This is a genomic window from Pseudomonas sp. MT3 (genome assembly GCF_054720805.1).
This window is the reverse complement of the sequence record NZ_JBTVPY010000011.1, coordinates 48170-74941: the sequence shown is the minus strand read 5'-3', so window position 1 is coordinate 74941 and position 26772 is coordinate 48170. Positions and strand designations below refer to the sequence as shown.

General features: G+C 64.3%; 27 protein-coding genes and 2 pseudogenes. 21 read left to right on the top strand and 8 right to left on the bottom strand.

Features of this window, described 5'->3' with window-relative positions:
* Positions 1-118 precede the first annotated feature (118 nt).
* Positions 119-751 (bottom strand): OmpA family protein, encoded by a 633-nt coding sequence (locus ACYCAX_RS13260; protein WP_041711805.1) that lies wholly within the window; start codon positions 749-751, stop codon positions 119-121.
* A 140-nt stretch (positions 752-891) separates the two neighbouring features.
* Here ACYCAX_RS13260 and ACYCAX_RS13255 point away from each other — a divergent pair, with 140 nt between their 5' ends.
* The 3 genes from ACYCAX_RS13255 to ACYCAX_RS13245 all read left to right on the top strand — a co-directional run bounded on the left by ACYCAX_RS13255 (position 892) and on the right by ACYCAX_RS13245 (position 2591).
* On the top strand, positions 892-1380 hold the full coding sequence (locus tag ACYCAX_RS13255) for a DUF6231 family protein (protein WP_015476201.1): 489 nt from the start codon (positions 892-894) through the stop codon (positions 1378-1380).
* Positions 1381-1382: 2 nt separating this feature from the next.
* Positions 1383-1856: a YchJ family protein gene (locus tag ACYCAX_RS13250; protein ID WP_015476200.1), complete on the top strand. Its 474-nt coding sequence runs from the start codon at positions 1383-1385 to the stop codon at positions 1854-1856.
* Between the two features lie 108 nt (positions 1857-1964).
* Entirely contained in the window at positions 1965-2591 is a 627-nt protein-coding gene (locus ACYCAX_RS13245; protein WP_015476199.1) for a trimeric intracellular cation channel family protein, read from the top strand.
* On the opposite strand, the gene ACYCAX_RS13240 is transcribed toward ACYCAX_RS13245, so the two are convergent.
* Positions 2592-3146 carry a hypothetical protein gene (locus tag ACYCAX_RS13240; protein WP_294973187.1) on the bottom strand — a complete coding sequence of 185 codons (555 nt, stop codon included), beginning with the start codon at positions 3144-3146 and terminating at the stop codon, positions 2592-2594. It abuts the gene before it with no gap.
* 122 nt (positions 3147-3268) lie between these two features.
* Between ACYCAX_RS13240 and ACYCAX_RS13235 the strand changes: the two genes are divergently transcribed.
* The 4 genes from ACYCAX_RS13235 to ACYCAX_RS13220 all read left to right on the top strand — a co-directional run bounded on the left by ACYCAX_RS13235 (position 3269) and on the right by ACYCAX_RS13220 (position 7413).
* The gene (locus ACYCAX_RS13235; protein ID WP_041711803.1) at positions 3269-3754 is read left to right on the top strand and encodes an LEA/WHy family protein; all 486 of its coding nucleotides are present in this window, start codon (positions 3269-3271) and stop codon (positions 3752-3754) included.
* A gap of 8 nt (positions 3755-3762) precedes the next feature.
* A complete protein-coding gene (locus tag ACYCAX_RS13230; protein ID WP_294973184.1) occupies positions 3763-3963 on the top strand; it encodes an SEC-C metal-binding domain-containing protein in 201 nt (66 codons plus the stop codon).
* 170 nt (positions 3964-4133) lie between these two features.
* The gene (locus ACYCAX_RS13225; protein WP_294973183.1) at positions 4134-6674 is read left to right on the top strand and encodes a penicillin acylase family protein; all 2541 of its coding nucleotides are present in this window, start codon (positions 4134-4136) and stop codon (positions 6672-6674) included.
* A 196-nt stretch (positions 6675-6870) separates the two neighbouring features.
* A complete protein-coding gene (locus tag ACYCAX_RS13220; RefSeq protein WP_294973181.1) occupies positions 6871-7413 on the top strand; it encodes an AAA family ATPase in 543 nt (180 codons plus the stop codon).
* Between the two features lie 65 nt (positions 7414-7478).
* On the opposite strand, the gene dcd is transcribed toward ACYCAX_RS13220, so the two are convergent.
* Together dcd and apbC are read right to left on the bottom strand one after the other, a co-directional pair.
* Positions 7479-8045, bottom strand: a complete 567-nt coding sequence (gene dcd, locus ACYCAX_RS13215; RefSeq protein ID WP_015476193.1) for a dCTP deaminase — start codon at positions 8043-8045, stop codon at positions 7479-7481.
* Between the two features lie 94 nt (positions 8046-8139).
* Positions 8140-9234, bottom strand: coding sequence for an iron-sulfur cluster carrier protein ApbC (apbC, locus tag ACYCAX_RS13210; RefSeq protein WP_294973178.1), 1095 nt, complete (start codon positions 9232-9234; stop codon positions 8140-8142).
* Positions 9235-9511: 277 nt separating this feature from the next.
* Between apbC and metG the strand changes: the two genes are divergently transcribed.
* The 11 genes from metG to ACYCAX_RS13155 all read left to right on the top strand — a co-directional run bounded on the left by metG (position 9512) and on the right by ACYCAX_RS13155 (position 19034).
* Positions 9512-11548: a methionine--tRNA ligase gene (gene metG, locus ACYCAX_RS13205; RefSeq protein WP_460248211.1), complete on the top strand. Its 2037-nt coding sequence runs from the start codon at positions 9512-9514 to the stop codon at positions 11546-11548.
* A gap of 120 nt (positions 11549-11668) precedes the next feature.
* Positions 11669-11914 carry a type II toxin-antitoxin system CcdA family antitoxin gene (locus ACYCAX_RS13200; RefSeq protein WP_015476190.1) on the top strand — a complete coding sequence of 82 codons (246 nt, stop codon included), beginning with the start codon at positions 11669-11671 and terminating at the stop codon, positions 11912-11914.
* Positions 11914-12225, top strand: a complete 312-nt coding sequence (locus ACYCAX_RS13195) for a CcdB family protein (RefSeq protein ID WP_015476189.1) — start codon at positions 11914-11916, stop codon at positions 12223-12225. The genes ACYCAX_RS13200 and ACYCAX_RS13195 overlap by 1 nt, the downstream gene beginning before the upstream one ends.
* Positions 12226-12254: 29 nt before the next feature.
* Positions 12255-12839, top strand: coding sequence for an electron transport complex subunit RsxA (rsxA, locus tag ACYCAX_RS13190; RefSeq protein ID WP_460248210.1), 585 nt, complete (start codon positions 12255-12257; stop codon positions 12837-12839).
* Positions 12836-13402 carry an electron transport complex subunit RsxB gene (gene rsxB, locus ACYCAX_RS13185; protein ID WP_294973170.1) on the top strand — a complete coding sequence of 189 codons (567 nt, stop codon included), beginning with the start codon at positions 12836-12838 and terminating at the stop codon, positions 13400-13402. The genes rsxA and rsxB overlap by 4 nt, the downstream gene beginning before the upstream one ends.
* Positions 13399-15708 carry an electron transport complex subunit RsxC gene (gene rsxC / locus ACYCAX_RS13180; protein WP_460248209.1) on the top strand — a complete coding sequence of 770 codons (2310 nt, stop codon included), beginning with the start codon at positions 13399-13401 and terminating at the stop codon, positions 15706-15708. Before rsxB ends, rsxC begins: the two co-directional genes overlap by 4 nt.
* The gene (locus tag ACYCAX_RS13175; protein ID WP_294973166.1) at positions 15708-16745 is read left to right on the top strand and encodes an RnfABCDGE type electron transport complex subunit D; all 1038 of its coding nucleotides are present in this window, start codon (positions 15708-15710) and stop codon (positions 16743-16745) included. The genes rsxC and ACYCAX_RS13175 overlap by 1 nt, the downstream gene beginning before the upstream one ends.
* 1 nt (position 16746) lies before the next feature.
* On the top strand, positions 16747-17400 hold the full coding sequence (gene rsxG, locus ACYCAX_RS13170) for an electron transport complex subunit RsxG (RefSeq protein ID WP_294973164.1): 654 nt from the start codon (positions 16747-16749) through the stop codon (positions 17398-17400).
* Positions 17393-18109 carry an electron transport complex subunit E gene (locus ACYCAX_RS13165; protein WP_294973162.1) on the top strand — a complete coding sequence of 239 codons (717 nt, stop codon included), beginning with the start codon at positions 17393-17395 and terminating at the stop codon, positions 18107-18109. The genes rsxG and ACYCAX_RS13165 overlap by 8 nt, the downstream gene beginning before the upstream one ends.
* On the top strand, positions 18106-18744 hold the full coding sequence (nth, locus tag ACYCAX_RS13160; protein ID WP_015476182.1) for an endonuclease III: 639 nt from the start codon (positions 18106-18108) through the stop codon (positions 18742-18744). The genes ACYCAX_RS13165 and nth overlap by 4 nt, the downstream gene beginning before the upstream one ends.
* Positions 18745-18851: 107 nt before the next feature.
* Positions 18852-19034: a PA3496 family putative envelope integrity protein gene (locus ACYCAX_RS13155; RefSeq protein ID WP_015476181.1), complete on the top strand. Its 183-nt coding sequence runs from the start codon at positions 18852-18854 to the stop codon at positions 19032-19034.
* A gap of 153 nt (positions 19035-19187) precedes the next feature.
* Here the strand turns inward: ACYCAX_RS13155 and ppnN are convergent, their stop codons facing one another.
* Positions 19188-20579 carry a nucleotide 5'-monophosphate nucleosidase PpnN gene (ppnN, locus tag ACYCAX_RS13150; RefSeq protein WP_041712481.1) on the bottom strand — a complete coding sequence of 464 codons (1392 nt, stop codon included), beginning with the start codon at positions 20577-20579 and terminating at the stop codon, positions 19188-19190.
* Between the two features lie 617 nt (positions 20580-21196).
* On the opposite strand from ppnN, the gene ACYCAX_RS13145 reads away from it, so the two are divergent.
* A protein-coding gene (locus ACYCAX_RS13145; RefSeq protein WP_460248208.1) for an IS3 family transposase occupies positions 21197-22353 on the top strand; the annotation gives its coding sequence in 2 pieces (ribosomal slippage) (positions 21197-21446 and positions 21446-22353; 1158 coding nt in all).
* A gap of 56 nt (positions 22354-22409) precedes the next feature.
* Here ACYCAX_RS13145 and ACYCAX_RS13140 read toward each other — a convergent pair.
* On the bottom strand, positions 22410-23609 hold the full coding sequence (locus tag ACYCAX_RS13140; RefSeq protein WP_460248207.1) for a PucR family transcriptional regulator: 1200 nt from the start codon (positions 23607-23609) through the stop codon (positions 22410-22412).
* 291 nt (positions 23610-23900) lie between these two features.
* Between ACYCAX_RS13140 and ACYCAX_RS13135 the strand changes: the two genes are divergently transcribed.
* The gene (locus tag ACYCAX_RS13135) at positions 23901-24770 is read left to right on the top strand and encodes a phytanoyl-CoA dioxygenase family protein (RefSeq protein ID WP_081519986.1); all 870 of its coding nucleotides are present in this window, start codon (positions 23901-23903) and stop codon (positions 24768-24770) included.
* Positions 24771-25051: 281 nt separating this feature from the next.
* Here ACYCAX_RS13135 and ACYCAX_RS13130 read toward each other — a convergent pair.
* A pseudogene (locus ACYCAX_RS13130) lies at positions 25052-25529 on the bottom strand (DUF1302 domain-containing protein); the annotation flags it as partial.
* Between the two features lie 83 nt (positions 25530-25612).
* Positions 25613-25774, bottom strand: a pseudogene (locus tag ACYCAX_RS13125) (DUF1329 domain-containing protein); the annotation flags it as partial.
* 232 nt (positions 25775-26006) lie between these two features.
* Here ACYCAX_RS13125 and ACYCAX_RS13120 point away from each other — a divergent pair.
* Positions 26007-26588: a TetR/AcrR family transcriptional regulator gene (locus ACYCAX_RS13120; RefSeq protein ID WP_460248206.1), complete on the top strand. Its 582-nt coding sequence runs from the start codon at positions 26007-26009 to the stop codon at positions 26586-26588.
* Positions 26589-26772 lie beyond the last annotated feature (184 nt).

The window sequence follows — 26772 nt, the reverse complement described above, 5'->3', positions numbered from 1 at the left end:
TACCCCCGTTTTTTTCTTTGTCGGGGAACATACTCTGCTGCCGGAAGCGATGCCAGTGGCAAGCCACTATGACAAAGGGGGCCAGATGGCCCCCTTTGAGCACTCCATCACGCCTGGATCATTGACGCGTGATCTTGATCTCCACGCGACGGTTCTCGGCGCGGCCTTCCTTGGTCTTGTTGTCGGCGACCGGCTGGCTCTCGCCATAGCCTTCGACCGACTTGATGCTGCTCGCCGGAACGCCCGCATCGACCAGATAGTTCGTCACGGCGTGGGCACGGCGCTCGGACAGTTTCTGGTTGTAGGCATCGCTGCCGACGCTGTCGGTGTGACCGGCAATGTTCAGCTCGGTGGTCGCCGCTTCGCCCTTCAGGCGGGTGGCGATGGTGTCGAGCTTGTCCTTGTCCTGCGCGTCGATCTTCGACGAGTCGAAGGCGAAGTGCAGGTCACGCACGACGATGGTCTCTTCCTTGGGCAATGGAGCCGGAGCGGGCTCAGGAGCCGGAGCGGGCGGCGGAACCTCCGCCACTTGTTCCTCGGCACCATGCACCCAGCAATAGGACGCCCCCAGCACACCGCCAATCAAGGCACCCCAACCCGCCCAGGCACTGCTTTCCGTAGCGCCCAGACCAGCGCCGCCGACACCGCCAACCACGGCGCACGTCGGCCAATCGGACTTCTGCAACCCTGCGCAGCCGGTGAGCAACGTGCTGACCAGCAGCAGGGGTAAAGCGGTCCTTGTGATGCTCATAAATTCATCTCTCCTCTAATGATCGGGTCTTGACCGACACTTACCGAGTAAAGACGGCACTGACAGAATGCGCCAGCACTAGGCCACAGGGGTGTCACACGCTAGTCTTCGTCCATCCATCATCGCCTTCGACGAGCCCCATGATTTCATCACGCACACCGCAACAAGCTCTCGCCGCCCTGCTCGACCGCTATGCGCCGCAGCGCCTGCTGCTGGTGGGCGCCAGCCAGATCCCGGCGGTGGATGCCTTCTGCGCCGCGCACCCGGACTGCGAACTGTTCCACGCCCCCGCCGGCGCGCTACCGGCGGACATCGCCGCGCACCGCTACGACCTGGCGCTGCTCGCCGACTGCCTGGAGCACCTGCCTCGGCGCGACGCCCAGCAACTGGTGGGCGGTATCCGCAACCTCAACAGCAGCAAGGTTGCCGTGCTGGTCGACCTGGACGCCGCGCAGGCCCAGGACACCGATTTCTACGCGCTGGCCATGCAGGCCAGCGAACGCTTCCAGCGCGACGCGCAGGTGCTCACCCTGTTCACCTACGATCTGCACGAATACAAGCAGGTCCCGGACTGGCTCAACGCCAAGTTCTGGGCCAACCCGGAAAACTTTGGGAAGTACTGGTGGTGACCATGACCGAACCGACCTGCCCCTGCGGAAGCGGCCGTCCTTTACCCGAATGCTGCGGCCGCTTCCATGCCGGCCAGCGCGCGCCCACGGCCGAGGCCCTGATGCGTTCGCGCTACAGCGCCTACGCCCTGGGCCTGGTGGACTACCTGCGCGATACCACCCTGCCCGCCCAGCAGGCCAGCCTGGACCTGGAGGCCATCCGCACCTGGAGCCTGGGCAGCACCTGGCTGGGACTGGAAGTGGAAAGCCACGAAGTGCTCGGCGGCCAGCCGGAACATGCGCGGGTCACCTTCATCGCCCGCTGGCACGACGGCAACGGCGAGCACAGCCATCGCGAGTGCTCGGGTTTCGTCCAGCGCGAAGGCCACTGGTACTTCCTCGACCCGACCGTGCCGATGAAGCTCGGGCGCAACGATCCGTGTCCCTGCGGCGCCGGTGGCAAGCTGAAGAAATGCTGCGGACCGTGGATCGAGTGAATCGCGAACTCCCCCCACTTGGGGACGTTCGGTGTCTGGGCTAGAATCCGCGCTTTTTTCCGGGGCGGCGGTGTTTCGCCGCACCGGCTACCCCTGCCGGACCTCGCCATGCTGCTGACCGTTCTCTATATCATCGCCATCACCGCCGAAGCCATGACCGGCGCACTCTCCGCTGGCCGCCGCAGCATGGACCTGTTCGGCGTGGTGCTGGTGGCCTGCGTCACCGCCCTGGGTGGCGGCTCGGTGCGCGACATGCTGCTGGGCCATTACCCGCTGACCTGGGTACGCCACCCGGAATACCTGGCGCTGACTGCCGGCGCGGCACTGGTCACCGTGTTCATCGCCCCGCTGATGCGCCACCTGCGCTCGCTGTTCCTCGCGCTGGACGCCGTGGGCCTGGTGGCCTTCACCCTGATCGGCTGCCAGGTCAGCCTGGAAATGGGCCACAGCCTACTGATCGCGGCGGTCAGCGGCGTGATCACCGGGGTCTTCGGCGGCATCCTGCGGGACATTTTCTGCAACGACGTGCCACTGATCTTCCGTCGCGAACTCTATGCCAGCGTGTCCTTCGCCAGTGCCTGGTGCTACCTGATCTGCCTGCAGATCGACCTGCCCAAGGAGCAGGCCATGCTGATCACCCTGTTCGCCGGCTTCCTGTTCCGCATGCTGGCGATCCGCTTCCGCTGGGAAATGCCCAAGTTCGTCTACCAGGACGATCCGCAGCAGGGCGACTGATCAGTCCGCCAGCTTCAGGTGGCTGGTGTCCGGCGCGGGCGCCGCCGGGGCGGCCTTGGCCTGGCCCATGTCGCTGCCGACCGGGGCGACGCTGAACTGGCTGAGGTCCACGCGCGGCGCCTGGGCCTCGGGTTTCCCGTCCTGCAGGTCGGTGCCCACCGGCGCCAGGCCGAAGTCCGGCGCATCGACGGCAGCAAACGCCGCCATGTACCCGTCGCGCGGCGCCACCTTCAAGCGCCCTTGCGCCTGGGCGGCGGGCGGCTGTGCCGACGCGCTCGCCGGAGCCGCGGCGGGCGGCGGCGCCAGTTCGATCTCCTCGACCGGCGCATCCATGTCCACCACCTCGACAATGGCGCCGGCGCGCTCGATCACGCTGCGGTACTTCTCCGCCGACACCGCGTCCAGGTTGTTCTTGATCACCATACGCCGGCCGGAGAACAGCAACTCGATGCGCTGAGCATCGGCCTGGAACAGCTTGGCCAGGTTGGCTTTCACGCTGTCGAGCTGGGCACCCGGCACGGTCCGACCCGAAAAGGCGATCTCATAGCGGCTCATCATCACTCTCCTGTGTTAACCCGCCGGTTACATTCGGCCAGTATGGTGCAGCTTCTTTTAACGTAACAACAACTTGCAGCCGAGCAGGTGCTTGGTACACTGGGGCGTCTTGGGGGATAGACATGAATTATCAGGCGCAAATGATAAGAATTTTCAGCCTGTTCTGGCTGCTCGGCCTTGTGTCGGGTTGCAGCTGGATGTCGGGTAACTTCATACAACCAGAAGTGAAACTGGTGAAGGTCGACGTCGTCAAAGCGCGCCTGCTGGAACAGGAATTTACCCTGCACTTCCGCATCGACAATCCGAACGACTTCAGCCTTCCGGTCCGTGGCCTGGCCTACAAGGTCAAGCTGAACGATATCGACCTGGCCGAGGGCGAGTCGAACAACTGGTTCACAGTACCCGCCAACGGCCATGAAACCTTCGAGGTCCCGGTAACCACCAACCTCTGGCGGCACATGAAGTACATCGTCAAGCTGCTGGAAGATCCGGACAAGCCGATCCGCTACCGTCTCGACGGCGAAGTGAAGACCGGCCTGCTGTTCGGCCAAGACGTGCACATCGCTCGCAATGGCGAGATAATTCCCGGCGATTTCATCCCCGAGTGAGCTTCACCATGAGCCAGGAACCCCACGTACACGGTCCGAACTGCAACCACGACCATGATCACGATCACCACCATGACCACGGTCACGTGCACGGCCCGCACTGCAACCACAGCCACGAGCCGGCACGCAATCCGCTGAAGGACGTGGGCCGCAACGATCCATGCCCCTGCGGCAGCGGCAACAAGTTCAAGAAGTGCCACGGCGCCTGAACCACGCCCTGACGCACCCCGCAGAAGGCCCGCCCAGTGCGGGCCTTCTGCTGTCCGTCCCGACGCTCGGCCAGCCGCTGAAAATCCCGCCGCGCGTGGCTTGCACAGCCTCCCTCGGCTCACTAACGTAGCGCCTTTCCACGCGACCCTTTGTGCAGGAGCACACCCTCATGGCCCCGCGAGCCTTCCGCCGGCTTCCCAGCTTCGGCCTTGCCGCCACCCTCAGCGCCGCCGTCAGCCTCGCCGGCTGCCAGAGCTGGCTGAACGACCGTTACGCCGGCAGCGTGACGCCCACCAGCGGCGTGCAGCCGATCAAGGGCCTCGCGGACAACGTATCGATCCGCCGCAACAGCCTGGGCATGCCGTTGATCGAGAGCAGCAACTTCCACGACGCGCTGTTCACCCTGGGCTACGTGCACGCCAGTGACCGCATCAGCCAGATGGTCGGCCTGCGCCTGATGGCCCAGGGGCGCCTGTCGGAAATGGTCGGCCCCGGCGCACTGGAAACCGACCGTTTCATGCGCACGGTGAACCTGAAGAAGGCGGCGGACGCCCTCTATGCCGGCGCCTCGCCGCGCATCAAGCGCTTCTTCGAGACCTATGCGCGCGGCGTCAACGCCTACCTGTTCCGCTACCGCGACAAGCTGCCGATGGACCTGGCCGAATCCGGCTACCGCCCCGAGTACTGGAAGCCAGAGGATTCCGCGCTGGTCTTCAGCCTGCTGAACTTCGGCCTGGCGGTGAACCTGCAGGAGGAAATCGCCTCGCTGGTGCTCGCTCAGAAAGTCGGTGCCGACAAGCTGCCCTGGCTGACACCGATCTACCCGGACGAAGCGCTGCCTCTCGAGGAGGCCGAAAAGCTCAAGGGCCTGCGCCTTGACGGCAAGATTGCCGGCCTCGACGCCCTCGACCGCGCCGCCGGCCAGATCGCCGCCCTGCAGATGATGGGCGTCGCCGCCTCCAACAACTGGGCCATCGCCCCGCAGCGTACGCGCAGCGGCAAGAGCCTCCTGGCCAACGACACCCACCTGCCGCTGTCCATGCCCTCGGTGTGGAACTACGTGCAGATCCGCTCGCCGAAGTTCAGCGCCGCCGGCGTCTCCATCGCCGGCGTACCGGGCGTGGTCGCCGGCTTCAACGGCAAGCTGGCCTGGGGCATGACGATGGTCATGGGCGACAACCAGGACCTCTTCCTCGAACAGGTGAAGCGCCAGGGCGGCAAGCTCTACTACCTCGCCAACGGCCAGTGGAAGCCGGCCATCGAACGCAACGAGACGTTCTTCATCAAGGGCCAGCGGCCGGTCCGTGAGATCATCTACGAGACCCGCCACGGCCCGCTGCTCAACAGCGCCCTGGGCGAGCGCAAGCACGAGTTGCAGCCGCTGCCGCTGTCCAGCGGCTACGGCATTGCCTACCAGAGCATCCAGGGCGAGTCCGACCGTACCCTCGACGCCTTCTTCGACCTGTCCCGTGCGAAGAACGTCGAACAGGCCTTCGATGCCACCCGCGACGTGCGTGCGATGGCGCTGAACATCCTGTTCGCCGACGAGAAGCACATTGGCTGGCAAGTCACCGGGCGCTTCCCCAACCGCAAGGAAGGCCGCGGCCTGCTGCCCTCTCCCGGCTGGGACGGCCGCTACGACTGGGACGGCTACGCCGAGCCGATCCTGCACCCGTCCGACCAGGACCCGGCACAAGGCTGGCTGGGCACCGCCAACCACCGCACCGTGCAGCCCGGCTACGGCGCGCAGCTGTCCAGCTCCTGGTACTACCCGGAGCGCTACGAGCGCATCGCGCAACTGGCCGGCGCCAGCAAGAGCCACGATTACCGCAGCATGATCGCCATGCAGTACGACCAGACCACGCCGTTTGCCGGCAAGCTGCAATCGATGCTGGACGCACCGGGCATGGCGCAACCGCTGAAGAAGGCCATCGACGCCCTGCCCACCGACCAGCGCGCCCGTGCCCGCGAAGCGCTGGACCGGATCATGGCGTTCGACGGCAAGCTCTCGCCGACCTCCTCCGACGCCGCTCTGTACGAGGCCTTCCTGCAGGAAAGCAGCAAGCAGATCTTCCTCGACGAACTGGGGCCGGAAGACAGCCCGGCCTGGAAAGCCTTCGTGGAGAACGCCAATCTCTCCTACTCGGCCCAGGCCGACCACCTGCTGGGCCGCGACGACAGCCCGTTCTGGGACGACGCCCGCACCCCGCAAAAGGAAGACAAGCCGGCGATCCTCGCCCGCAGCCTGGCCGCCGCCATCGCCTTCTGCGAGCAAACGCTGGGCAGCGACCGCCGCGCCTGGCAATGGGGCAAGCTGCACACCTACGAATGGCTCAGCGACAGCACCAGGATGGCGCCCAACCTGAGCGCCGGCCAGCGCGCCAGCCTCAACGCCATCAAAGGCTACCTGGACCGTGGCCCCTACCCCGCCGGCGGCGACCACACGACGCTGAACGTCTCGGCCTATCACTGGGGCCAGGACTTCGATACCTGGCTGATCCCGGCCATGCGCATCGTCGTCGACTTCGGCCAGAGCGAGCCGATGATCGGCCTCAACAGCAGCGGCCAGTCCGGCAACCCGGCCAGCCCGCACTATGCCGACGGCATCGACGCCTGGCTGAAGGGCAACTACATGAGCTTCCCCTTCCAGTCGCAGAACCTGGAGAAGGTCTACGGCGTGAAACGCCTGACGCTGGTCCCGGGCAAGTGACCGACTGAAAAAATTCTCCGGGGTCGGGAACTTGTGTCCCATCCCGGAATCAGAACAGTCGACTTACTCCATGATCATATTCGGGCACCCCTTGGGTGCCTTTCTTTTTTCCCGCCTCACTCCCGCTGTACGCCCCTTCTGCAAGAACCTTCCCGGTTGACACTCCCACGCATCCTTTCGACCAGGAGTCATCGTCATGTCCGAATCCCTCATCGTCATCACCGGCGGCCCCGGCGCCGGCAAAAGCACGCTGCTCGAACACCTGCACCGCCATCACGGCCTGAACACCGTCGAGGAAGGCGGTCGGGCGATCATTCGCGAGCAGTTGGCCAGCGGCGGCGATGCCCTGCCGTGGGCGAACCGGGAGGCCTTCTGCCAGGCGATGCTCGCGCACGCGCTGACGACCCGCGAGCGAGCGCTCGATGCGGGTGGATTGTGGCTGTTCGATCGTGGCCTGCCGGATGTGCTGGGGTATGCGCGGCTCTGCGGCCTGCCGATTCCGGAGGAGCTGGAAACCGCCGCAAGGGAACTGCGCTACGGACCGACCGTGTTCCTGGCGCCGGCGTGGGAAGCCATCTACCGCAACGACGCCGAACGCCGGCAGGACTTCGCCGAGGCGCAGCGAACGGCCACGATCATGAGCGAGCTTTACGCAGAGTTGGGCTACCGCGTGCTGGAGCTGCCCCGCGGCAGCCTGGAAGAGCGGGCGGAGTTCGTCTTGGCAGAGTGCCCCCTGTAGGTCGCAGCGGCAGATGCCCAATAAAAAACCGGGCCTTGGCCCGGTTCTTCACAACAGCAACGCGATCAGGCCTTGGGCAGGGTAACGCCGGTCTGCCCCTGGTACTTGCCGCCGCGATCGCGGTAGGAGACTTCGCAGGCTTCGTCCGACTGCAGGAACAGCATCTGTGCCACGCCTTCGTTGGCGTAGATTTTCGCCGGCAGGTTGGTGGTGTTGGAGAACTCCAGGGTCACGTGGCCTTCCCACTCCGGCTCCAGCGGTGTGACGTTGACGATGATGCCGCAGCGCGCGTAGGTGCTCTTGCCCAGGCAGATGGTCAGCACGTCGCGCGGAATGCGGAAGTACTCGACGGTACGGGCCAGGGCGAAGGAGTTCGGCGGGATGACGCAAACGTCGCTGTTGATGTCGACGAAACTCTTCTCGTCGAAGTTCTTCGGGTCGACCACAGCCGAATGGATGTTGGTGAACACTTTGAATTCGGCGGCGCAGCGCACATCGTAGCCATAGCTGGAGACACCGTAGGAGATCACCCGGCTGTCATCGGCACCGCGAATCTGGCGCTCGACGAACGGCTCGATCATGCCGTGCTCCAGAGCCATGCGGCGAATCCACTTGTCCGATTTGATGCTCATGGCGGGCGTCCCGTAGCTGTTGAAAAAAGAAGGCGAATCTTACCGGCAAGCGCGCCGCCCGGCAAAGGGGCGCGCCCGGCGGCATTGTCACGGTTCAGTCGTCGCTGATGGAGATGCTCGGCATGTCCGGCGCGGCCTTCTCGCTCAGGGCGATACGCGCACCGACGCAGCGGGCCATTTCCTGGTAGATCATCGCCAGCTGGCTTTCCGGGTCGGCGATCACGGTGGGCTTACCGCCGTCGGCCTGCATGCGGATGGCCATCGACAGCGGCAGCGACGCCAGCAACTCCACGCCATACTGCGCCGCCAGCTTCTCGCCGCCACCCTCGCCGAACAGATGCTCGGCATGGCCGCAGTTGGAGCAGATGTGCACCGCCATGTTCTCCACCACGCCCAGCACCGGGATGTTGACCTTGCGGAACATCTCCACGCCCTTCCTGGCGTCGAGCAGAGCCAGGTCCTGCGGGGTGGTGACGATCACCGAGCCGGCCACCGGCACTTTCTGCGCCAGGGTCAGTTGGATGTCACCGGTGCCCGGCGGCATGTCGATGACCAGGTAATCCAGGTCGTTCCAGGCGGTCTGGGTGATCAGTTGCAGTAGCGCGCCGGAAACCATCGGACCGCGCCACACCACCGGGGTGTTGTCGTCGGTGAGGAAGGCCATCGACATGACTTCGACGCCGTGGGCTTCCAGGGGGATGAACCACTTCTGCTCGCGGATCTTCGGCCGGGTGCCTTCGGGGATACCGAACATGATGCCCTGGCTCGGGCCATAGATGTCGGCGTCGAGGATGCCGACCCTGGCGCCTTCGCGGGCCAGCGCCAGCGCGAGGTTGGCGGCGGTGGTGGACTTGCCCACGCCGCCCTTGCCGGAGGCCACGGCGATGATGTTCTTCACGTTGCTCATGCCCGGCACCTGGGCCTGAGCCTTGTGCGCGGCGATCCGGGTTTCCACCTTGACCTGGGCCGAGTCGACGCCGTCCAGCGCTTCCAGGGCCATCTGCACCGTCTGCGCCAGGCCGTTCTTGAACAGGCCGGCCGCGTAGCCCAGCTCCAGGGTCAGCGCGACGCGCCCGCCCTGGATGTCCAGCTCGCGCAGGTAGCCGGCGTCCAGCAGGTTCTGGCCGGTGTGGGGATCGGTGATCTGGCGGAGAAGGTTTTCTACCGTGGCTCGGTTGGCGGCGCCCATGCGTACTCCCGATGAAAGACTGAGCAGAATAGGCGGGCATAGTACGCCTCTCGCCGCAGCCTTGCTTGGGATCATCGGGAGTAAGCCGGGTTCGCGAGCAAGCTCGCTCCTACGCAAAGCCAGTCCCCTGCGGGGGCGAGCTTGCTCGCGAACAGCCCATGCGCCCAATGGTCGCGGATGGGCTCCGCCCTACAGCCAAGCGGCCCACGGGTGAAAAATTCGCCACGCCCCTATATAGTTGCCGACTTCCCTCGTTTTTCCGTCACGGCCGATCATCATGTCCGAAGCCCGCAAGATCCTCGTCACCAGCGCCCTGCCCTACGCCAACGGTTCGATCCACCTGGGTCACATGCTGGAGTACATCCAGACCGACATCTGGGTGCGTTTCCAGAAGATGCGTGGCAACCAGGCGGTGTACGTATGCGCGGACGATGCCCACGGTTCGGCCATCATGCTGCGCGCCGAGCGCGAAGGCATCACCTCCGAGCAACTGATCGACGCCGTGCGCGCCGAACACATGGCCGATTTCGCCGACTTCCAGGTGAACTTCGACAACTACTACTCGACCCACTCGGACGAGAACCGCGAGCTGTCGTCCTCCATCTACGTCAAGCTGCGCGAAGCCGGCCACATCGCCACCCGCCCGGTGACCCAGTACTTCGACCCGGAAAAGCAGATGTTCCTGGCCGACCGCTTCATCAAGGGCACCTGCCCGAAGTGCGGCACCGCCGACCAGTACGGCGACAACTGCGAAGCCTGCGGCGCGACCTACTCGCCCACCGAGCTGAAGGACCCGAAATCGGCGATCTCCGGCGCCACCCCGGTGCTCAAGGAGTCGCTGCACTACTTCTTCAAGCTCCCCGACTTCGACGCCATGCTCAAGCAGTGGACCCGCAGCGGCGCCCTGCAGGAGTCGGTGGCGAACAAGATCGCCGAGTGGCTGGATTCCGGCCTGCAGGAATGGGACATCTCCCGCGATGCGCCCTACTTCGGCTTCGAGATCCCGGATGCTCCGGGCAAGTACTTCTACGTCTGGCTGGACGCGCCGATCGGCTACATGGCCAGCTTCCAGAACCTCTGCGCACGCCGTCCGGAGCTGGACTTCGATGCCTACTGGAACAAGGATTCCAAGGCCGAGCTGTACCACTTCATCGGCAAGGACATCGTCAACTTCCATGCGCTGTTCTGGCCGGCCATGCTCGAAGGCGCCGGCTACCGCAAGCCGACCGCGCTGAACGTGCACGGCTACCTGACCGTCAACGGCCAGAAGATGTCCAAGTCGCGCGGCACCTTCGTCAAGGCGCGCACCTACCTGGACCACCTGGACCCGGAATACCTGCGCTACTACTACGCCTCCAAGCTCGGCCGCGGTGTCGACGACCTCGACCTGAACCTCGAGGACTTCGTGCAGAAGGTCAATTCCGACCTGGTCGGCAAGGTGGTCAACATCGCCAGCCGCTGCGCCGGTTTCATCCACAAGGGCAACGCCGGCGTGCTGGTCGAAGCCAACCCGGCTCCTGAGCTGGTGGAAGCCTTCAAGGCCGCCGCGCCGGGCATCGCCGCCGCCTACGAGGCCCGCGACTTCGGCCGCGCCATGCGCGAAATCATGGCTCTCGCCGACCAGGCCAACGCCTGGATCGCCGACAAGGCGCCGTGGGCCTTGAACAAGCAGGAAGGCAAGCAGGACGAGGTGCAGGCCATCTGCGCCCTGGGCGTGAACCTGTTCCGCCAACTGGTGATCTTCTTGAAGCCGGTGCTGCCGAAGCTGGCCGAAGCCGCCGAAGCCTTCCTCAACGTCGCCCCGCTGAAGTGGAGCGACCACGAGCAACTGCTGGCCAACCACCAGCTGAATCCGTTCAACCCGCTGATGACCCGTATCGAACCCGCGAAAATCGAAGCCATGATCGAAGCCTCCAAGGAAGACCTCGCCGCCTCTGCGGCCCAGCCGGCCGGCAACGGCGAACTGGTGAAGAACCCCATCGCCGCCGAGATCAACTTCGACGCCTTCGCCGCCGTCGACCTGCGCATCGCGCTGATCGAGAAGTGCGAGTTCGTCGAGGGCGCCGACAAGCTGCTGCGCCTGACCCTGGATATCGGCGACGAGAAGCGCAAGGTGTTCTCCGGCATCAAGAGCGCCTACCCGGAGCCGAGCAAGCTCGAAGGCCGCCTGACCCTCTACGTGGCCAACCTGGCGCCGCGCAAGATGAAGTTCGGCGTCTCCGAAGGCATGGTCCTGGCCGCCGGCCCCGGCGGTTCGGAAATCTACCTGCTGAGCCCGGACAGCGGCGCCAAGCCCGGCCAGCGCGTCAACTGACCGGTAGCCTGCCGCCCGCGAAGCCCAACCGATGTTGGGCTTCGCTGTTTTCAGGCCACGCGGATTGTCTTGCGCCAGCCATGCGCATAAATTATGCGCATATCACCACGGACCATCGCCATGCATGCTCCCTACGATCTCCAGGCCCCGAAGAAGCCGACCAACCTCAGCCTCAACAGCGACCTGCTGAAGAAGGCCCGGGAGCTGGACGTCAACCTGTCCGCCGTGCTGGAAGAGGCGCTGGCCGAAGAGGTCAAACAGCGCCTCGCCCGCCAATGGCTGGAGCAGAACCGCGAGGCCATCGACTCGTACAATCGCCATGTCGAGGAGAACGGTGTGTTCAGCGAGGGACTGCGGAGCTTCTGATGGCGCAGTTCAATCTCTATCGGAATCGCAATCCGCGCTCGCAGGAAGACATTCCGCTGCTGCTGGACGTGCAGAGCGAACTGCTGGATTCGCTGAAGACGCGCATGGTCATTCCGCTGAGCCGCAGCCAGTCGCTGCAGGGCATCAGCCGCCTGACGCCGAAGGTGACCTTCGACGAAATCGACTACCTGCTGCTGACGCCACAGATGGCGGGCATCTCCAGCCGCGATCTGGGCGAGCCGGTCGGCAGCCTGGCGCACTTGCGCGGCGAAATAATCGCGGCTATCGATCTACTGATCACTGGCATCTGAACGGCCATCCGGATGGATAACCCCCTGCAATGACCGAACTCGCCCTCATCCTGGTCAGCGCCATCCTGGTCAACAACTTCGTGCTGGTGCAGTTCCTCGGCCTGTGCCCGTTCATGGGCGTGTCGCGCAAGATCGAGACGGCCATCGGCCTGTCCCTGGCCACCACCTTCGTCCTCACCCTCACCTCGGTGTGCAGCTACATCCTGCAACGCTACGTGCTGCAGCCGCTGGACCTGGAGTTCCTGCGCACCATCGGCTTCATCCTGGTGATCGCCGTGGTGGTGCAGTTCACCGAGCTGCTGGTGAAGAAGAGCAGTCCGCTGTTGTACCGCGTGCTGGGCATCTTCCTGCCGCTGATCACCACCAACTGCATCGTCCTGGGCGTGGCGCTGCTCAATGCCAACAAGCCGGAGTACGGTTTCCTGCAATCCACCCTGCAGGGCTTCGGCGCCGGGCTGGGCTTTTCCCTGGTACTGGTGCTGTTCGCCGCCATGCGCGAGCGCATCGCCATCGCCGACGTGCCCAAGCCGTTCCAGGGCGCGGCCATCGGCATGATCACTGCCGGCCTGATGTCGCTGGCCTTCATGGGCTTCACCGGGTTGCTCAAGCCATGAGCACGGTGCTGCTCGCTGTCGCCATCCTCGCCCTGCTCTGCCTCGCCAGCGGCGCGCTGCTGGGTTACGCGGCGGTGCGCCTGAAGGTGGACGGCGACCCGGTGGCCGAACAGATCAACGCCCTGCTGCCGCAGACCCAGTGCGGCCAGTGCGGCTACGCCGGCTGCAAACCCTACGCCCAGGCCATCGCCGAGGGCGACGCGATCAACAAGTGCCCGCCCGGCGGCGCGGCCACCATCGCCGCCCTCGCCGACCTGCTGGACGTCGAGCCGCAGCCGCTGGACGCCGCCGAGGAAACCCCGCCGCGCGTGGCCTACATCCGCGAGGCCGAATGCATCGGCTGCACCAAGTGCATCCGCGCCTGCCCGGTGGACGCCATCGTCGGCGCGGCCAGGCTGATGCACACGGTGATCGTCGACGAATGCACCGGCTGCGACCTGTGCCTGGAGCCCTGCCCGGTGGACTGCATCGAGATGCGCGATCTGCCGGTGCGCATCACGGACTGGAAATGGCCATTGCCGGATACCCGGCTGATCGCCAGCGACCGGGAGCAGGCGGCATGAGCGCACAGGCCTGGAGCTTCCCCGGCGGCATCCATCCGCCGGAGAACAAGCGGCAATCCACCGCAACGCCGATCCAGCGGCCGCCACTGCCGCGCCTGCTGGTCCTGCCGCTGCAACAGCACATTGGAGCGCCCGCGCTGCCCTGCGTCGAGGTCGGCCAGCGCGTGCTCAAGGGGCAGATGATCGCCGAGCCGGGCAGCGCCATCAGCGCCGCGCTGCACGCTCCGACCTCCGGCACCGTGGTCGCGCTGGACGAACAGCCTTACCCTCACGCCTCCGGGCTGACGGCGCCGGCCATCGTCATCGACAGCGACGGCCAGGATGCATGGGCAGCGCTCGACGCCTGTTCCGAGTATGCGTCCCTCTCCGGGGTCGAACTGCTCGAACGCATCCGCCACGCCGGCATCGCCGGACTCGGCGGCGCCGGCTTCCCCACCGCCGCCAAGCTGGCCACGCGGCCGCAGGACGATCTGCACACCCTGGTCATCAACGGCGCCGAGTGCGAACCCTACATCAGCGCCGACGACCTGCTGATGCGCGAGCGCGCGGCGGAGCTGGTGCAAGGCATCGACATCCTCGTGCACATCCTGCAGCCGGAGCAGGTGCTGATCGGCATCGAGGACAACAAGCCCGAGGCACTGGCCGCCGTGCAAGCCGCCATCGGCGAACGGAACGTCACGCTGCGGGCGATTCCGACCAAATACCCCTCGGGCGGCGAGCGTCAGTTGATCCAGGTTCTCAGCGGCCGCGAAGTGCCCTCCGGCGGGCTGCCGGCGGACATCGGCATGCTCTGCGTGAACGTCGGCACCACCGTAGCCGTGGCCGATGCCGTGCTACGCGGGCGGCCGCTGATCTCGCGCATCGCCACCCTGACCGGCGCGGCCCTGGAGCGCCCGTGCAACGTCGAGGCGCTGCTCGGCACGCCAGTGGGCGAACTGCTGGATTTCGCCGGCCTCGACCGTTCGAAGCTGGACCGCCTGATCCTCGGCGGGCCGCTGATGGGCGTCAGCCTGCCCTCGCTGGACGTGCCGCTGATCAAGACCAGCAACTGTCTGCTGGCCGCCAGCGCGACGGAACTGCCGCCGGCGCCACCGGCCATGCCCTGCATCCGTTGCGGCGACTGCGCCCAGGTCTGCCCTGCCAGCCTGCTGCCGCAACAGCTGCACTACTTCGCCCTCGGCGCGCAGCACGAGCAGTTGCAGGCGCACAACCTGTTCGACTGTATCGAGTGCGGCGCCTGCGCCTACGTCTGCCCGTCGAGCATCCCGCTGGTGCAGTACTACCGCGCGGCCAAGGCCGATATCCGCGAGTTGCAGCAGCGCCAGTTGAAGGCCGAACAATCGCGCCTGCGCTTCGAACAGCGCCAGGACCGTCTGCGCCGCGAGGAAGAACAACGCACCGTCGACCGCCTGGCCCGCCAGGAACGCGTCGCACGGGCGCAGGAAAGCGAAGCCAAGGTGGAAGCGACGGTGCCGGCAGCGCAATCGGTGATCGAGCGGGTGAAGGCCGAGAAGGCCGTGGGCAACGCGCCGGACCGGCTCAAGCGGCTGAAGATCGAGGCGAGCATGGCCCAGGTCGCGTTGAAGAAGGCCGAGAAACAGCTCGCCAGCCACGACACCGAACAACTGCGCGCCCAGGTCGTCGAATTGCGTGAGGCCGCCGGGCAGGTCAAGGCCGCGTTGGCGGCGGCCGAGGCGGAGAGCCATACCGCGCCAGCTCCGCTCGACAACGAAGCCACGCTGAAGAAAGCCAGGATCGACGCCGCAATGGCCCGCGCCCAGGTGAAGAAATCCGAGAAGGCCTTCGGCGAATCGCCCACGGACGAACAGCGCGCCACCCTCGCGTCACTGCGCGAGGACGTCGAGCGCATCGAACGCCAACTCAACGAATTGCAGGGGACCGCCATGCCGACCGAACCGAAAGCCACCCAAGCCGTCGACGGAATCCTCGCCCTGCGCCAGGCCAAGCTCGCGTACATCGCCCAGCGCGACGCCCTGCGCCAGGCCGAACGCGACGGCGCTTCCGAAGAGGAACTGGGCGCGATCCGCCAGGCTCTGGCCGCCGCGGAAGCCGCCCTGCACGCCGCCGAGGACGCCAGCGGCAAGGCGCCGCCGGACCTGGTGCGCACCGACAAGCACCCGATGAGCGCCGCCCTCCGCGCCGCCAGGACCGAACTGGCCTACGCCCGCGCCGACCTGAAGAAGCTCGAACGCGAAGGCGCCGGCAACGCAGCCCTGGATACCGCCCGTGCCCGCCTGCAAGCCGCCGAACGCGCCGTGGCCGACGCCAGCGGCGAGACGCCTTGATGAAACTGCCGCGCATCGCCTCGCCCCACGCCACCGGCAGCAACCGCACGCAGAAGGTCATGCTGACCTTGCTGGCCGCCTGTGCGCCGGGCGCCCTGGTGCTGATCGGCCTGTACGGCGTCGGCACGCTGTTCAACCTGCTCTGGTGCAGCCTGATCGCGCTGGCCACCGAGGCGGCGATGCTCAGGCTGCGCAATCGCCCGCTGGTTTTCTTCCTCAAGGACGGCAGCGCGCTGGTCACCGCCGTGCTGCTGGCCCTCGCCCTGCCGCCTTACGCGCCGTGGTGGCTGAGCCTGATCGGCACGGTCTTCGCCCTGGTGTTCGGCAAGCACCTGTATGGCGGATTGGGGCAGAACCCGTTCAATCCGGCGATGATCGGCTACGTGGTGGTGCTGGTGTCCTTCCCGCTGCAGATGAGCCAATGGCCGGCGCCGGACAGCGCGCTGGGTCTCGGCGAAGGGCTGCGGCAGATCCTCGGCGTCGCCGGCCAGGCGCCGGACGCCTGGGTCGGCGCCACCGCGCTGGACGTGCTGCGCAACAACAACAGCCTGACGATGGACGAACTGCTGGCACAATCCAGCGCCTTCGGCCATATCGGCGGACGCGGCATGGAACTGGTCAACCTGGCGTTCCTCGCCGGCGGGCTGTTCCTGCTCTGGCGCAAGCTGTTCACCTGGCACGCGCCGGTGGGCATGCTCGGCGCACTGTTCGTCACGAGCCTGCTGTTCTGGAACGGATCCGGCTCCGACTCCCACGGCTCGCCGCTGCTGCACCTGTTCAGCGGTGCGACCATGCTCGGCGCCTTCTTCATCGTCACCGATCCCGTCTCCGGCGCCACCAGCAATCGTGGACGCCTGGTGTTCGGCATCGGCGTCGGCGTGCTCACCTATGTGATCCGTGCCTGGGGCGGCTACCCGGACGGCGTGGCCTTCGCCGTGCTGCTGATGAACCTCGCCGCGCCGACCATCGACTACTACAGCCGTCCACGCACCTACGGGCACAAGAAGCCCGAGCGTGGCTTCAAGATGGGGGACTGACATGCCCGGCGCCCCTCGCTCGATGCTGAAGAACGCCCTGGTGCTCGGCCTGTTCGCCGTGGTCACGGTGGGCGGGGTGGCGCTGGTCCACCAGCTCACCGCGCAGCGCATCGACGATGCCCAGCGCGAAGCGCGCGGCCGCGCCCTGCTGGAACTGTTGCCGACGGGCAGCTATGACAACCATCCGCTGGACAGCCAGGTCGACGCCTTCGATCCCAAGCTGCTCGGCCGCAACGCGCCGGCCCCTGCCTTCGTCGCCCGCCGCCAGGGCCAGGCCACGGCGGTGATCCTCCAGGCCATAGCGCCGGACGGCTACAGCGGCTCCATCCAACTGCTGGTGGGCGTCACCGCCGAAGGCCGGCTGCTCGGCGTGCGCGTCACCGCGCACAAGGAAACCCCGGGGCTGGGCGACAAGATCGAGCTGGGCAAGAGCGACTGGCTGCACGGCTTCGACGGCCGCTCGCTGACCGACCCGGCGGAGGCTGGCTGGAAGGTGAAGAAGGACGGCGGCCAGTTCGACCAGTTCGCCGGTGCCACCGTCACCCCGCGCGCCGTGGTGAAGGCTACGCACAAGGCGCTGCAGTACTTCGATGCGCACAAGGCCGAACTGCTCGCGCCCGCCGCGCAAGCGGCCACGGGAGACAGCCATGAGTAACCCCGGCTACCGCGAACTGGCCCTGCAAGGGCTGTGGAAGAACAATCCGGGGCTGGTGCAACTGCTCGGCCTGTGCCCGCTGCTGGGCACCAGCAACTCCGTGGTCAACGCCCTCGGGCTGGGCCTGGCGACCCTCTTCGTGCTGGCTTGCTCCAACGCGGCGGTGGCGCTGATCCGTGGGGCGGTGACCGAGGCCGTGCGCCTGCCCGCCTTCGTCCTGATCATCGCCGCGCTGACCACCTGCATCGAACTGCTGATGCAGGCCTGGACCTACGAGCTGTACCAGATCCTCGGCATCTTCATCCCGCTGATCACCACCAACTGCGTGATCCTCGGCCGCGCCGAAGCCTTTGCCTCGCGCCACGGCGTGCTGCGTTCGACCTTCGACGGCCTGATGATGGGCAGCGGGTTCGCCCTGGTGCTGCTGGTAGTGGGTACGCTGCGCGAACTGCTCGGACATGGCACCCTGCTGGCCGGCATGGAGCTGCTGTTCGGCCCGGCGGCGGCGACCTGGAAAATCCAGATGTTCCCGCATGGCCAGGGCTTCCTGCTGGCCATCCTGCCGCCCGGCGCCTTCCTGGTGCTGGGCCTGCTGATTGCCCTGAAAAACCGTATCGATGAGAGCCTGGCGGAACGCGCCAGGGCGCAGGCGGGCGATGGTCCCGCGAGCGAGCGCCAACGCGTCCGCGTGACCGGAGTGATCGAATGAATGCCGCCAAGCGCGCGGAAATTTTCCGCCGTCTGCAAGAAGACAATCCCAACCCCGAAACCGAACTGGCCTACAGCACGCCCTTCGAGCTGCTGATCGCGGTGATCCTCTCCGCCCAGGCCACCGACGTCGGGGTGAACAAGGCCACGGCGAAGCTCTATCCGGTGGCCAACACCCCGGAGGCCATCCATGCCCTGGGCGTGGACGGGCTGTCGGAGTACATCAAGACCATCGGTCTGTACAACAGCAAGGCCAGGAACGTCATCGAGACGTGCCGCATCCTCGTCGAGAAGCACGGCAGCCAGGTACCGGACAACCGCGAGGACCTCGAAGCCCTGCCCGGCGTCGGCCGCAAGACCGCCAACGTGGTGCTCAACACCGCCTTCCGACAGCCGGCAATGGCCGTGGACACCCACATCTTCCGCGTCGCCAACCGTACCGGGATAGCCCCGGGCAAGAATGTGCTGGAAGTCGAGAAGAAATTGCTGAAATTCGTCCCCAGGGAATACCTGCTCGATGCCCACCACTGGCTGATCCTGCACGGGCGCTACGTTTGCAAGGCGCGCAAGCCGCAGTGCGGCAGTTGCCGGATCGAGGACCTGTGCGAGTACAAGTACAAGACGTCCGACGATTGAGAAATATCGGAAAATTCCTTAGGACTCATTGAAAAAATCTTTTTTACCACCCGGTTCTTTGTCGATATAAGGGGCGCCAACACACCCCGTGTTGTGGAGTGCACCGAATGGCAAACGACAAAGAAGACCTCGAACTCGAGGACGATGTCAGCACAGACGACAGCGATGATGGCGTCGAAGCCTCGGCGGAGGTCGCCAAGACCAACCTGACCAAGCGCCGCATCATCGACAACTACCTCGAAGAGCGTCGCCTGCAGCGTCAGTTGTCCGACTACGACTTCGACCTGTAAGCCTGCTCCTGAACCGTATGAAAAAGCCCCGCATCCTGGCGGGGCTTTTTGTTTGCGTAGGAGCGAGCTTGCTCGCGAACATTGCTTCCCGGCGACTCCGGTGCTGGGCGGTTCGCGAGCAATAACGATGGCGTCCCCCTCGCTCCTACAGGATCAAACCTCGACGCCGGCGCGCTGCACCACCCGGTAGCACGGCTCGTACGCCGCACCGCCCGGCAGCTTCATGCGATGCTGTTCGACAAAGGCCTGCAGCAGTGCGTCCAGCGGCTCCATGATCGCCGCATCGCCGTTGATCTCATACGGGCCGTACTCCTCGATCATGCGGATGCCATGTTCCTTCACGTTGCCGGCGACGATGCCGGAGAACGCCCGACGCAGGTTCGCCGCCAGCTCGTGAGGCGGTACATCGCGACCCAGATCCAGGCCGGCCATGTTCTCGTGGGTCGGCTCGAACGGGCGCTGGAAGCCCTCGTCGATCTTCAGCAGCCAGTTGAAGTGGTAGGCATCGTTGCGCTCGCGGCGGAACTGCTTGACCCGCTTGAGGCCGGTGCTCATTTCCCGCGCCACCTCCGCCGGATCGTCAATGATGATGCGGTAGCGCTGCTGCGCCGCTTCGCCCAGCGTCGCGCCGACGAAGGCGTGCAGTTGCTCGATGTAGGCTGCCGCGCTGCGCGGTCCGGTGAGCACCAGGGGGAATGGCATGTCCTGGTTTTCCGGGTGCATGAGGATGCCCAGCAGGTAGAGGAACTCCTCCGCCGTACCGACGCCGCCGGGGAACACGATGATGCCATGACCGACGCGGACGAAGGCCTCCAGGCGCTTCTCGATATCCGGCAGGATCACCAGTTCGTTGACGATGGGGTTCGGCGCCTCGGCGGCGATGATCCCCGGCTCGCTCAGGCCCAGGTAGCGGCCATCGGTGATGCGCTGCTTGGCATGACCGATGGTGGCGCCCTTCATCGGGCCCTTCATCACGCCCGGGCCGCAGCCGGTGCAGACATCGAGGCTGCGCAAGCCCAGTTCGTGGCCGACCTTCTTGGTGTACTTGTACTCGTTGGTGCTGATGGAGTGGCCGCCCCAGCACACGACGATCTTCGGCTCCACGCCAGCGTGCAGGGCGCGGGCGTTGCGCAGCAGGTGGAAGACGTAGTCGGTGATGCCGGCCGAGCTGTCCAGGCCGAAGCGCCGGCTGTTCAGTGCGTTCTGCGTGTAGACGATGTCGCGCAGGGCGCTGAACAGCATCTCGCGGGTGCTGGCGATCATCTCGCCGTCGACGAAGGCGTCGGCCGGCGCGTTGAACAGCTCCAGGCGCACGCCACGGTCCTGCTGGTGGATTTCCAGTTCGAAGTCGCGGTAGGCGTCGAGGATGTGCTTGGCGTTGTCGATCTGCGTGCCGGTGTTGAGGATGGCCAGGGCACACTGGCGGAAGAGCTTGTAGGTACTGCCCGAGCCCGCTTCGCTGAGCTGGTGGACTTCACGCTGGGAGAGGGTTTCGAGGCTGCCCTTGGGGCTAACCGAGGCATTGTTTACCGGTCTTGGGGACATGCTGTATTCCATGACTTAGGACGCCGGGCGCCTGGGCGCGGGGCCTCCGGAAAATCGGTGCGGCCGCCCATCGGCCGTCATTGCCAGGTGCGGCGCGGCGGGGATTGTCCGGCCCGCGCGCTGCTCCTGAGTCTCTGACAAGCGAATGGCGGAAACTGCTTCCGCAATCGACGCATCCCGCGCCGACGCAGGGTTGAGTATGACCGCTCCGGTGTCGTTCTGATGACCGCCGGGAAAGAAAAACCCCGCCAGGGAGACGGGGTTTCTCGAAGAGTGCGCGGGGGGAATGATCGAAGGATCAGTCCTTGCGCTGCGGCGAAAGCAGCTCGATCTTGTAGCCAGAGCTACCCCAAAGCATCCAGGGATATGGACATCAAAAAAGGCAGCTTTTTCAGAGGGTTAACCGTTTGCCCGCTGTCCATAGAAATTAGCAGACATGGACAAGGACAAGGACAAGGAAAACAGCTAACGACCTATCTCCCGTAGCTCATCCCGGATTCGAACCAGAACCACATCGGTGTCAGAGTTCTCTTCAAGGGCAAGGTACCCGGCCAGGGGTTCTACCCCGTTAGCACGGACACTTTCGAGTAAGCTCACGCCGAGCTGAAGGAGTGTTCATGTCCAAGCGCAAGAAATACAGCCCCGAGTTCAAGCGGGAGGCCGTCGAGCTGGCCCGTTGCTCAGAAACCAGTTGCCGCCAAATCGCACAAGAGATCGGGGTGGCCCCGAGTCTGTTAAACCGTTGGGTTCGAGAAGCGCAGCCTGGTGCAGAAAAGGCCTTTCCTGGCACGGGTAGCCCGCGAGACGAAGAGCTTGCCCGCCTCAAGCGTGAGCTGGCCCGAGTGACCAAGGAGCGTGATTTTTTAAGAAACGCGGCAGCGTACTTTGCCAAGGAGTCATCGAGCGGTACACGGTGATCCAGCGCTGCCGCAACGAGTACCCGGTACGACTGATGTGCCGTTGCCTGAAGGTTTCTGCCAGTGGCTATTACGCCTGGCAGGATCGCGAGCCAAGCCCACGTGCTCAAGAGAATGCGCGCTTGGTGAAGCGCATTCGCGAGATCCATGAAGACAGCCGTGGCGTGATCGGAGCGCCGCGTATGCACGAAGACCTATGCGATGAAGGCGAAACCATCAGTCTGAATCGCGTCGCCCGCCTGATGGCGGCAGAACGCATTCAAGGTTGGCCTCGCCGGAAGAGGCGTGGCTTGGGTCAAGTGGCTTCTGGTCGTCCGGCAGGCGTGAGAAACCTGCTGGAGCGCGACTTCACCGCCCTGGAGCCGGAGCGCAAGTGGGTCACGGACATCACGGAAATTGCCACTCTGGAGGGCAAGCTGTTTTTGTGCGTGGTGCTCGACCTATACAGCAAGCTGGTGATTGGCTGGTCGATGCATCACCGCCAGGATAGGCAGATGGTGATCCGAGCCGTGGAGATGGCGATCTGGCAGCGCCAAGGTGATTGGTCAGTGATCCTGCATTCGGATCGCGGCAGCCAATTTACCAGTGCGGACTACCAGCGCTTTCTGAGTCGCAATACGCTGATTTGCAGCATGAGTGCAGTGGGACATTGTGGCGATAACGCGGCCTGTGAGGGATTCTTCGGCCAACTGAAACGAGAGCGTGTTGTCCGGCAATCGTACCGAACTCGCGATGAGGCACGGGCGGATCTCTTCGACTACATCGAGCGGTTCCATAACCCACGGATGCGTCGTAGAGTCGCCCGGCAAGATTTGAAGTTTTCAGCCCTTTTCAAACCGTCCGTGAAAATGGGGTAGAACCCTGCGAGGCTTAAAGTTCAAAGCCAGAACAAAAAATCTCCTTTGCGATAGTCTCATTTCTCATCGTCGACCAGTGGCGTGCTCCAGATCACTAGCTCAAGGGCCGCAGCGATCTGAATACGGTGATCAGCAAGCGGCACAGGCAGCAGGTCCTGAGCGCGCTCCAACCGACGCAGCAAGGTGTTGCGATGTGTGCCAAGTACTTCAGCGGTCTGAGTGATGTTGCAGCCATTGGCCAGGAAGGCGTGCAACGAATGCTGGAGGCCCCTGGGTTCCGTGGCCAACCGCCCCAGCGTGCTCAAGACGAATTGCCTGGCGGCGCGCAGGTCCTGGGTCATCAGCGAAACCATCCTGACTTGATCGACCGTGGCGACGGAGGGAGCACCCGCCAGGCGCCCCATCAAGCGCTGGGTGGTTAGGGCCTCCAGGTGTGAGCGACGGAAGCCATTCACCCCCATTGCCTGGGAGCCGATTGCCGCGCGTGCTTTTGGAAACTGTTGAGCGACACCTTGCAGCGCGTTCAGGTCCAGCGGCTTTGCCGCACTCATCCAGACCCATAGCGTTGCCGGGCCTGCGAACACGATCAGCGGCGCTGCCGTGCCGGTAAGCTGTGCCAAAGCGCGTGCCATACCCTCCAGAGGTTGGATATCTGCATCGGCGATTTCGCTCCAGATGAGGCAAGCGTGGTGCTTCTGGAAAAGGCTGTAACCGAGTCGCCTGCCGAACTGTTCGGTGTCTACATCTCGGCCAGTGAGCAGGCGACTGACCAGCGGCCGCTTATCGATAGGGTCGTCATGGGGCTGGGCGTTCTTTTCTTCCAGGATAATCTGGGTCACAACCCGCATGTTGCCGTCGATGAACTCCGAGATGGAGCGCGACGAGACCTCCAGGAACTCCTCGAGCACCACTGGGTCCTGCGTCAGACTGAATGCCATCTTCATCCACAACTCCCACGCGGTGTTCTGGGTAGACCTAGCGACATTCATCAACAACTCGGACAGCCCTCTACGGGCAAGCTCCTTGGCAGTGTCCACCATGTCGGCTGCCACGTAAGGTTCCACCGGTTCCCCTGGACGCTGCAGGTTGGAATGCGCCCAATGCAGCAACTCTGCGCGATTGGCGCGCCGACACGCCGCGAGGATGACCGGGTCCTCCAACAGCTCTGCATCTTCTGGTGACGAGAAAAGCGACTGGTTCAGGCGCTCGATCCACTCGGGCGGCAGCGTCTGAGCGATCTCGGCGCCTTTACGCATGAGCTCACGAACGGTTTCAGAGGGGCGTGGCCAGGGGGACGGAGTGCTGGTCATGGGCAGTACAAATCACTCAAAAATACCGAGGAGAAAGGTGCAGTTTGTACCTTGGCGACAGGCAGGGTGAAACCTAGCATGACCTCACTGCCTGAGCAAAAAACACAAGGAAGCACCGTGACGCTCCATGTCCCTTTTTTGGGTTTAGCGCAGTGGCAAGCAGGTCCGTTATTGACGCCCGGAGGTCGGGCAACCATCCGCCTGCGCATCCGTTCCTCTCTATCTGGAGTGTTTTCAATGCTAGCCTCTCGCGATTCCTTGCCAGGTCTACCCTTCGTAACTCGATCGAATTCAGCAGAAGAAATTGCGCTGCTGAGCGACCAGGCGGGTGCGGTCATCATCCGTAACTTCCTGACCCCTGAACAAGTCAGGCGGATCAACGACGAACTCGAAGCACCGCTTGCCGCGCTCGATGCAGGCTCCAAGCACGAACACGCATTGGTTGCCGAGTTTCATGGTCATCAAACCAAGAGGCTCACCAACCTCGTTACCCACAGCAAGACCTTTCGTGAGGAAGTCCTGGATGACGACCTCTTTCACGAACTGGGACGCGTGCTCTATGAGCCGGAGTGCGGTGACTGGTGGCTGACCACGGCTCAACTGATCGAGATCGGCCCCGGCAACAAAGCCCAAATGCTGCATCGGGACATGGCGCAGTACCAACCGTTCGTTGCCATGAACAAGCATGCACCACGCGCCATCACCAACCTGATGCTGGCACTCACGGACTTCACCGAGGAAAACGGCGCGACCCGCTTGATTCCAGGGAGCCAGGACTGGGATGACTTCGAAGAAGTGGGAACGCCGGAGATGACGATCCCCGCCCTATTGAACGCCGGGGATGCCGTACTGTTCGGTGGGAAGGTCGTTCATGGCGGCGGAGCCAACGTAACAACCGACTACTACCGTCGCGGCCTGACGATCCCGATGCAGGCCTCGATCATCACGCCTGAAGAAGCCTATCCGCTGATCGTGCCTCTTGAGGTCGTAAGGACCTTGTCCCCCCGAGTGCAGAAGATTCTCGGTTTCCGCTCTCAGTACCCCAATGGCAGCCCCGGCCTGTGGCAGCACAACTACGCGGACCTGGCGGATTATCTACAGCTCTAGACGCCTCCAACGCAAGGAAAGAGGCTAGGCATCGGATTGCGATGCCTGGCCTTTCGGCAACCAGCCGGTGAACACTTCACTCCTGATAGGCAACAACCCCGAGACGTGAAAACAGTACAGGGGCACCTTCAGTGTCGAACAATGCCGCTGTCAGCGAAAGACCGTCTGCCGGCTGCTTTTCCTGGAAGCTGTGCCCACTGTCACGACGACTCGACAACCATCTACCGCTACGGAGGTAACGGAGCCCTCGCGTTGTGTCAGCAATCTGCGGAAGCTCTTGCCACCTGATTGCCCAAGCGTGCCCGTACCTGCTGTCCACCCAGGTCAAAGCCCTTGCTCACCCAGAGATCCAGCAGGCGAGCCTTGAGTGCAAGGTCGTCGCAGGCGTCGTCGCTGAGCCCATTGCTGCCGACACTTTCAGGCGTGTTGAACGACAAGGTACCCGTAATATCAGTGACGAAGTCGCGAATCCAGCTGCCCCGCGCCATGGCGGTTACGTCTTCCGGCATCTTCAGCAACAGCCCTTGAGTGCCCTTGAGGTAGTTGGGGAAGAGGTCGCCGCGGGCGTAGTTCAGGTCACCCTGATCAGCCACACCTGAGCTTTGCGCCAGGCAGCCGGAGGGTACATTGTACCCGGTCGGGCCCTGGTTGATGAGATTGAAACCGCGCGACTCCGTACGCAGGCCCATGCCAGCGGCGATCGGCGATCGTGGAGTCGAACGAACCGTGAAGGGTTTCGGTTTCGAAGGTGAACCCCATAGCCAATGGAGTTGCGCACACAATGGCAAGGCCTGACGCTTTCGTAATTGTTCTTTTCATGCTGGCTCTCGGACTGACATCTTTTAGCGCTCGCTGATAGCTCGCAGGTTGTCGGAGGTGAAGAAGTCGCGTTTCAGTCGAGGGTTGCCGCTGTCTTCGGTGAGCTAGCGGATGTCGCTCTTGCCCGCGCCGATCGTGGTCATGTCAAAGAGATAACGGTTGTCGACCAGGTGGTACCTGTCTTGTTTTGTCATTGTTCTGTCCAGGAAGCCTGGCCAACCGGCTCGGCCTGCCGGATGCCAGCCACCACAGCGCCCTTTTCTCCCGCGACCGCAGTTTGGCATTACCCGCTCGGCGCCGTCATAATCATCAAGCATGGTCATGTGATCAAGTCTTTTGATTTTTCCCACTCGAGGATAGCATTCGTCACCGCCGGCCCCGGCGGCTGGCGGCAACGCCGAAAGAGGAGAACGCTGAATGGCTCGGATAGGCGCAGAAGAGCGCAGACAGGATTTTATTGAAGCGACCATCAAGGTGATCGCGGAACACGGCATCGCCAATGCCACGACGCGACGCATCGCGGCGGCGGCGGATTCGCCGCTGGCCTCGCTGCATTACGTCTTTCACACCAAGGAGGACTTGTTCTATGCGGTCTACGAATCCTTGATCAACTTGCCGCAGCAGTCCTTGGGACAAGCTCCGGCAGGCGCCACCCCCGCGGAATCGGTAGGGGAAATGCTGCGCCAACTGGTCAAGTGGTTCATCGCGCACCCCGAACGGGCCATCACACAGTTCGAACTCTTCTTCTGGAACCTGCGTAACGACCCGGAAATGGCAGCGAAGATCTACGCCGTTTCCATCGAGGCGACCCAGCAGGCCATACAGAAAGCCACGGCCGATGCGCTGGATCAAACTGCACTGACCACCGTCAGCCGGCTGCTCATCAACCTCTTCGATGGCTTGCTGCTTTCATGGACGGCCCACTGCGACCCCGAGCGCATCAAGACCGAGACCGAGACCGCCTGCAAGGCGGTGGAGCTGCTAGTGGCCAGCTACTGAGACGCCATCCGGATGCGCCGTGCTTCCGTGTGACACGGCAATCCGGGGATCTATCTGGACTACAGACAAGCTGACTGGCGCATCTTGACGCACCGACCACTACCATGACGACCCGAAGTCCTGAAAGCGTCTGGCGCTAGTTCCCCCCTCCCAAGCCACACAGCCAGATAGCCCCCTAGCCCCT

Coding starts and splice junctions, on each gene's coding strand:
- ACYCAX_RS13260 (WP_041711805.1), bottom strand. CDS start 751: ATGAGCATCACAAGGACCGCTTTACCCCTGCTGCTGGTCAGCACGTTG.
- ACYCAX_RS13255 (WP_015476201.1), top strand. CDS start 892: ATGATTTCATCACGCACACCGCAACAAGCTCTCGCCGCCCTGCTCGAC.
- ACYCAX_RS13250 (WP_015476200.1), top strand. CDS start 1,383: ATGACCGAACCGACCTGCCCCTGCGGAAGCGGCCGTCCTTTACCCGAA.
- ACYCAX_RS13245 (WP_015476199.1), top strand. CDS start 1,965: ATGCTGCTGACCGTTCTCTATATCATCGCCATCACCGCCGAAGCCATG.
- ACYCAX_RS13240 (WP_294973187.1), bottom strand. CDS start 3,146: ATGAGCCGCTATGAGATCGCCTTTTCGGGTCGGACCGTGCCGGGTGCC.
- ACYCAX_RS13235 (WP_041711803.1), top strand. CDS start 3,269: ATGAATTATCAGGCGCAAATGATAAGAATTTTCAGCCTGTTCTGGCTG.
- ACYCAX_RS13230 (WP_294973184.1), top strand. CDS start 3,763: ATGAGCCAGGAACCCCACGTACACGGTCCGAACTGCAACCACGACCAT.
- ACYCAX_RS13225 (WP_294973183.1), top strand. CDS start 4,134: ATGGCCCCGCGAGCCTTCCGCCGGCTTCCCAGCTTCGGCCTTGCCGCC.
- ACYCAX_RS13220 (WP_294973181.1), top strand. CDS start 6,871: ATGTCCGAATCCCTCATCGTCATCACCGGCGGCCCCGGCGCCGGCAAA.
- dcd (WP_015476193.1), bottom strand. CDS start 8,045: ATGAGCATCAAATCGGACAAGTGGATTCGCCGCATGGCTCTGGAGCAC.
- apbC (WP_294973178.1), bottom strand. CDS start 9,234: ATGGGCGCCGCCAACCGAGCCACGGTAGAAAACCTTCTCCGCCAGATC.
- metG (WP_460248211.1), top strand. CDS start 9,512: ATGTCCGAAGCCCGCAAGATCCTCGTCACCAGCGCCCTGCCCTACGCC.
- ACYCAX_RS13200 (WP_015476190.1), top strand. CDS start 11,669: ATGCATGCTCCCTACGATCTCCAGGCCCCGAAGAAGCCGACCAACCTC.
- ACYCAX_RS13195 (WP_015476189.1), top strand. CDS start 11,914: ATGGCGCAGTTCAATCTCTATCGGAATCGCAATCCGCGCTCGCAGGAA.
- rsxA (WP_460248210.1), top strand. CDS start 12,255: ATGACCGAACTCGCCCTCATCCTGGTCAGCGCCATCCTGGTCAACAAC.
- rsxB (WP_294973170.1), top strand. CDS start 12,836: ATGAGCACGGTGCTGCTCGCTGTCGCCATCCTCGCCCTGCTCTGCCTC.
- rsxC (WP_460248209.1), top strand. CDS start 13,399: ATGAGCGCACAGGCCTGGAGCTTCCCCGGCGGCATCCATCCGCCGGAG.
- ACYCAX_RS13175 (WP_294973166.1), top strand. CDS start 15,708: ATGAAACTGCCGCGCATCGCCTCGCCCCACGCCACCGGCAGCAACCGC.
- rsxG (WP_294973164.1), top strand. CDS start 16,747: ATGCCCGGCGCCCCTCGCTCGATGCTGAAGAACGCCCTGGTGCTCGGC.
- ACYCAX_RS13165 (WP_294973162.1), top strand. CDS start 17,393: ATGAGTAACCCCGGCTACCGCGAACTGGCCCTGCAAGGGCTGTGGAAG.
- nth (WP_015476182.1), top strand. CDS start 18,106: ATGAATGCCGCCAAGCGCGCGGAAATTTTCCGCCGTCTGCAAGAAGAC.
- ACYCAX_RS13155 (WP_015476181.1), top strand. CDS start 18,852: ATGGCAAACGACAAAGAAGACCTCGAACTCGAGGACGATGTCAGCACA.
- ppnN (WP_041712481.1), bottom strand. CDS start 20,579: ATGTCCCCAAGACCGGTAAACAATGCCTCGGTTAGCCCCAAGGGCAGC.
- ACYCAX_RS13140 (WP_460248207.1), bottom strand. CDS start 23,609: ATGCGTAAAGGCGCCGAGATCGCTCAGACGCTGCCGCCCGAGTGGATC.
- ACYCAX_RS13135 (WP_081519986.1), top strand. CDS start 23,901: ATGCTAGCCTCTCGCGATTCCTTGCCAGGTCTACCCTTCGTAACTCGA.
- ACYCAX_RS13120 (WP_460248206.1), top strand. CDS start 26,007: ATGGCTCGGATAGGCGCAGAAGAGCGCAGACAGGATTTTATTGAAGCG.